3 protein-coding genes are annotated in these 4,938 nt (G+C 71.1%); all 3 read left to right on the forward strand.

Going from position 1 to position 4,938, the window contains the following annotated elements; genetic code table 11:
* Window positions 1-281: 281 nt before the first annotated feature.
* Entirely contained in the window at window positions 282-911 is a 630-nt protein-coding gene (locus ABZ641_RS25640; RefSeq protein WP_344622230.1) for a hypothetical protein, read from the forward strand.
* Between the two features lie 174 nt (window positions 912-1,085).
* Entirely contained in the window at window positions 1,086-1,397 is a 312-nt protein-coding gene (locus ABZ641_RS25645; protein ID WP_359985281.1) for a CU044_2847 family protein, read from the forward strand.
* Window positions 1,398-1,495: 98 nt separating this feature from the next.
* On the forward strand, window positions 1,496-4,938 hold a 3,443-nt coding region (locus ABZ641_RS25650), incomplete at its 3' end, for a hypothetical protein (RefSeq protein ID WP_359985283.1).

Raw genomic sequence — 4,938 nt, forward strand, 5'->3', positions numbered from 1 at the left:
GTGTCGTGTCCCTCGCGGAGGTCGAAGCCTGGCACGACGCGGTCCGGCTCGCCGCGGACCGGGGACGCTTCTTCCTCGCCGAGACGGCGGTCGTGGTGACCGCGCGGAAGTGAGCCCCGTCCCGGCCGTGAACCGACGACGGGTCCGGGCAGCACCGGATGCCCGGACCCCCACCCGCCTGCGGGGCACCCACGACCGGGATGGCACGATCGGCCCATGACGATTCCCCCTGTGCGCGCCCTCCGCGGGCCGGTCCTGCCCCACCTGCCGGGCGGTCGCTGATGCTCGGCTGGTTCCGCCGTCGTCGCGGCACCGAGGACGGCCGGGGCGAGGAGATCGTCTCGCGCCGGATCCCGATGGCCTCGGTGGGACGGCCCGTCCCCGCCGAACTGGCCGAGCTGGAGACGGAGGCCGAGTCGGGCGACGTCCTGGCGATGGCGAACCTCGGCGCGGCCCTGATCGCGGTCGACCGCGCCCGGGCACTCACCTGGCTGACCAGGGCCTGGGACGCCGGCAACGTCGGCGCCGGCTTCAACCTCGGCACCCTGCACTCGCTGGCCGGAGACACCAACCGCGCCCAGGTGATCTGGGAACGCAGCGCCGCCCTCGGCGACCCCGACGCGATGCTCGGCCTGGTCCGCCAGGCACTCGACCGCGGCGACCGGGCGACCGTCGACCGCTGGGCCCCGCCGATCCTCGACCAGGACGAGGCCTACCCCATCACCGCCCTGGGCGTGGCCTTCCGGGACCACGGCGACCCCGACCGGGCCGTGCAGGCCTTCCTGCGCGCCGAGTCACTGGGCGATGCCTACGCCATGGAGTACCGGGCCCGCCTCCTCGACGCCCGTGGCGCGCACGCGGAAGCGGCGGCGCTGCGGGCACGGGCGGAGACGGCCGAGCGGATGATGTGAGGCCCGCGCCGTGGGGAACGGTCGGTGGGGGAGGTGGGCGCCCGGGTGAAGTGCACGTGACCCAGGACGTCGCCCGGTGTCCAGCACCTCCGTCCCGGAGACATCAAGACCCCCACCCTCACCGCCGGGAGAGGCAGTACGCTTCCTCCATTCGTGAGTAGCTGGGGGGCTTGGATGGGTTCGCAGGTGGTGTCCTACACGGTCGGTGAGGACACGGTCGTGCGCTTCGAGGTCGAGGCAGGCGATGAGTGGCACCAGGTCAGTTCCGGGGACGAGGTGGTCGGTCGGATCCGGGACGCAGTGCGCCCGGCAGTGGCGGGTGCCCGGGCCGTGCTGGAACAGGTCAAGGCGCTGCAACCCGGCGAGGTGCAAGTGAAGTTCGGCGTGAAGGTGACCGGGACGGCGAATTGGCTGGTGGCCAAGGCCGCCACGGAGGGGAACTTCGAGGTGACCCTCACCTGGAAGCCCGGCACAGCCGAGCAGTGAGCCGGGGAAGCGGAGAGGCCCGAGGCCCTGACTCGCGCACTTGGATCGCGGCCGTCTACCCCGGCGAGCACGACCGCAAGCCGCTGGGAGCGGGGTTCTTGGTCGACAGCAGCCGGGTCCTCACGTGCGCACACGTCGCCTTCAACGGCATCGAACAACTTTCCGATCTGTGGCTCGCGTTCCCGGGGATCGAGTCATTGGAACGTCGCCGGATCCGCGTTGCCGAGGTCGTCCCCCCGTCGCCGGGTCCTGACGTCGGCGGATTCGACATCAACGACGTCGCGGTGCTGGTGCTGGCGGAACCCCTACCGGAGGAGTGCGCGATCCAGGTCCGGCGCCCGGCAGCCGGAACCCTGTTGGGTCACAGGTGGTGGGCGTTCGGCTTTCCCGACAGTGCTCATGGAAGTTCCTCGTCCGGCATCGTGGGGGAGGAACTGGGGTACGACTGGATACGCTTGGATACGACCTCGAAATACCTGGTCAAGGGCGGCTTCAGCGGAGCGGGCGTCTGGTCGGAGGACTACAACGCCGTGGTGGGCATGGTGGCCCAGGCCCAAGGCAACGGGGACGCCCGAGCGATCACCTTCCGCGGCATCGAGACGTTCCTGCCTGAACAGAAGCTCGAGCTACTCACCGGCCGGTCCGCCCAGGCCGCCCGCGGGAGCGCGCCGGCTGCGCGGGGCTGGAGCCTGGCCACCGATCCGGAGGCCGGGCTGCACTGGCGCCCGCGCGCCCGCGGCGTCGGCCACGACGAGGAACGCGGCCATCGCTTCCGGGGCCGTGAGGCCGCGCTGATCGACATCACCGCGTGGCTCGCTCGTGAGGTAGTGGACCGGCGAGTATTCGTGGTGACCGGCTCGCCGGGCGTGGGGAAGTCAGCAGTGCTCGGCCGGATCGTCACCACGGCCGACCGGGGTGAGGCAGCGGCGCTGCCGCCCGAGGACACCGCCGTCCGCGCGCCGCTGGGCTCGGTGGACTGTGCCGTGCATGCGAAGGGCAAGACCGCGTCGCAGGTGGCCGCCGAGATCTGCCGGGCTGTCTCTGCTCCGCCACCCGCACGAGGCGCCGCGCTGGAGCACGTACTGCGCACCGCCCTGACGGAGAGCGGCCGGCCGGGGTTCACCCTGGTGATCGACGCGCTCGACGAGGCGTCGACCACGCAGGAGGCGCGTCGGATCGCGCGTCAGATCGTTCGCCCGCTCGCCGAGGGACTCACCGATCCGCGCGTCCGGGTACTGGTCGGCACCCGTCGTACGGACACGGCCGGAGGACTTCTCGGCGAACTCGGTGCCGCCGAGGTGATGGATCTCGACGAAGTCCGTCACTCCTCGCCGGCCGACCTGACCGCGTACGCTCTGGCCGCACTCCAGCTCCGCGGGGAGGAACGCCACGACAACCCGTACAACGATCCGGCGGCTGCCGGCCCGGTCGCGGAGCGGATCGCCGAACTGGCCGGCGGGAACTTCCTGGTGGCCGGCCTGTTGGCCCGCACGCATGGCCTCCACGACTCGGCTCCGGCGCGACCGCTTGACGTCTCCTTCTCGCCGACCGTCCAGGCTGCCCTTCGCGAGTACCTGGCCGTTCTCCCGTACGTCGACGGCATCCCGGCCGGAATGGTGCTCACGGCCCTGGCCCTTGCCGAGGACCCCGGCCTGCCCGTGGACCTGTGGCGCTGTGCGGTCACTGCGCTCAGCCGCCAGGTACCCACCGAGGCCGGCCTGCTGGCCTTCGCCCGTTCGTCGGCAGCCGCCTTCCTCATCGAGACCACCGACGACGATCCGCAGACACCGACCTTCCAGCTGTTCCACCAGGCGCTCAACGACAGTCTGCGGGCGTCCCGCGACCTGCGGGACGACGAACTAGCCCTCACTCGTGCGTTCGTACAGCACGGCCGATCCGGGGGCTGGCGTACCGCCCCCGGCTATCTGCTGCGCTCGCTGCCCGGTCACGCTTCCCGCGCCGGTGCCGTCGACATGCTGCTCGAAGACCCCGTCTACCTGCTCCATGCAGACCTGCGGCGCCTGGTTCCCGCCACTGCCGGCACAGCTCTCCAGGAGACCCGCCTCCGAGCCGCCCTGCTTCGGCGCACCCCACAGGCGCTGGATGCGGGTCCGACGGAGCGGGCGGCCCTGTTCAGCACCACGGAGGCACTCGGAGACCTGGGTACCACCTACCGAACGCTTGACCATCCCGCCGCGTACCGCCTGCGGTGGGCGCGCTGGGGCACCCACGAGGAAGCGACGATCCTGACCGGGCACACCCGGTGGGTGCAGTCGCTGTGCGTGGTGGTCGTCGGAGGTCGCTCGCTGCTGGCCAGCGCTGCGTGGGACAACACCGTCAGGCTGTGGAACGTGGAGACGGGTGAAACCGAGCGGGTTCTGATCGGGCACAGCGGCAGCGTGAACACGGTCTGCTCGGTGACGGTCGAGGGGCGCACGTTGCTGGCCAGTGCCTCCGGTGACGGAACCGTCCGGCTCTGGGATCCCGTCGACGGCACGGTCGTACGCACGTTTCCGGGCCAGAGCATGCTGGGCGCCTGCGTTTCCAACGTCGTGATCGACGGAAGGCCACTGATCGCCGTCTCCGACCAGGGGTTCACGTTGTGCTTCTGGGACCCGGCCACCGGTTCCCTGGAGCACCGAGGCGCGGTCTTCGGCTTGGGACGCAACGTGGTGGTGGTGGAAGGCCACACGTTCCTGGTCGTCGACGACGAGGGGACAGTCCGTCTGTGGGACGTCCTCACAGGGCGTCCCGAGCGCGAGTTGGCCGGACGATGCCACGAGCTGTGGGCCGTCACGGCGATGGACATCGACGGAAGGACGATGCTCGTCGGAACCGGCGGGCACGGGACGGTGTGGTTGTGGGACGCGGCCACCGGCCGCTTGGACCATGCACTGCCGGGCCACGCGGGTGGGTCACGAGCGGCATGTGCCGTCACGGTGGACGGAAGGACTCTGCTGGCCACTGGCGGCAGTGACGCACTGGTGAAGCTGTGGGACCCGGTCAGCGGGACGGTCGAGCGGGTGCTGCGTGGCCACACGGACGCAGTTCGGGACCTCTGCACGGTCGAGGTGGGCGGTCGGACGCTGCTGGCCAGCTGCGGTCACGACAACTCCGTGCGGTTGTGGGACCTCGACATCCGTGGGCCGGGCGAACCTCTCCGGCCGGACGTCGGAAGACTGCGCTCGGTGTGCTCCATTCGGGTCGGCTCGAACACCGTCATCGCCCTCGGCGCCGACAGCGCCGTACATCTCTGGGACGCAGCCACCGGGGCGGACGGACCGGTGCTCACGGGCTCTGAAGGAACGGTCCTGGTGTGTCCGGTTCGGATCGGCGGGCGCGAAGTGCTGGCCGGCGGAGCCGCGGACGGCACGGTACGGCTGTGGGACCTGGTCGGCGGAGAACAACAGCGGACGCGGTACTCCGGCTCTGGCAGCGTCCGGGATCTCTGCGCGGTACCCACGGGCAATCGCGACTTCCTGGCAGCCGTGACCGGACCGGGGGACGGCATTCATGTCTGGGACCCGGCCACCGGCGTCGG

The organism is Kitasatospora sp. NPDC007106, from assembly GCF_040634455.1.
Classification (GTDB): domain Bacteria; phylum Actinomycetota; class Actinomycetes; order Streptomycetales; family Streptomycetaceae; genus Kitasatospora; species Kitasatospora arboriphila.

Bases quoted from the DNA above. Each gene is read 5' to 3' on its own strand.
- ABZ641_RS25640 (WP_344622230.1), top strand. From the start codon at position 282: ATGCTCGGCTGGTTCCGCCGTCGTCGCGGCACCGAGGACGGCCGGGGC.
- ABZ641_RS25645 (WP_359985281.1), top strand. From the start codon at position 1,086: ATGGGTTCGCAGGTGGTGTCCTACACGGTCGGTGAGGACACGGTCGTG.